At 75.7% G+C, this 819-nt stretch carries 1 pseudogene; it reads left to right on the top strand.

Annotated elements, in window-relative coordinates:
- Positions 1-157: 157 nt before the first annotated feature.
- Positions 158-819 (top strand): annotated as a pseudogene (locus tag HR086_RS47245) (DNA polymerase Y family protein); the annotation flags it as partial.

Below are 819 nucleotides of genomic sequence, written 5' to 3'. Positions count from 1 at the left end.
GCCCTTGGATGCGGATGCCACGCCGGACTTCCTGAAGGAGGGGGCGTGGGTGGCGCGCAACGGCCTGGGGATCCAGGGCCAGCGGCCCGGGCGGGATGGCGCCATGCCGTCGCTGCGAGCGGGGCTGAGCGCGGCCTCGGCGACGCACTGAGGCCCCATGCGCAGGGCGTATCTTCACTTCACGCGCTTCCCGGTGCAGCGCAAGGTCATCGAGTGCCCGGAGCTGACGGGGCGGCCCTTCGTGCTGGTGGAGGAGTCGCGCGGCCAGCGGCGGGTGGCGGCGGCGTCGACGTCCGCGCTGAAGGCGGGGGTTCGGCCCGGGACGACGCTCACGGCGGCGACGGCGCTGGATCCGGAACTGCGGCACTTTCCCTATCGGCCGGAGGAGGAGGCGCGGGCGCTGGTCGCGTTGGGGGAGGCGCTCTTGTGCCTGGGGCCGGGCTTCCAGCTCTCCGCGCCGGATGGACTGTGGCTGGACGCGGGGGCGGCGCACCTGTCTGGAGGCGAGGAAGGACTGTGCTCGCGGGCGTTGGCGCTGTGCTCGGAGCTGGGGTACCGGGCGCACGTGGCGGTGGCCTCGGAGTCGTTCACCTCGCGGGCGCTGGCGCGGTACGGGGCGCGGCGGGTGGAGGTGATTCCGCTGGGGGATTCGGCTCGGGCGCTGGCGCCGTTGCCGTTGGCCGCGCTGGAGGGGCGGGAGGGTGCGTCCTTCTCCGCGCTGGGGCTCACCACGCTGGGGGAGGTGGCGGCGTTGCCGGCGGGAGCGGTGGCCGCGCGCGGCGGGGCGAACGGGGCGCGGGTGCATGCGCGGTGCGGGGG

Source organism: Myxococcus sp. CA039A, from assembly GCF_013336645.1.
GTDB lineage: Bacteria > Myxococcota > Myxococcia > Myxococcales > Myxococcaceae > Myxococcus > Myxococcus llanfairpwllgwyngyllgogerychwyrndrobwllllantysiliogogogochensis.
This window is presented reverse-complemented; position numbering and strand designations above follow the sequence as displayed.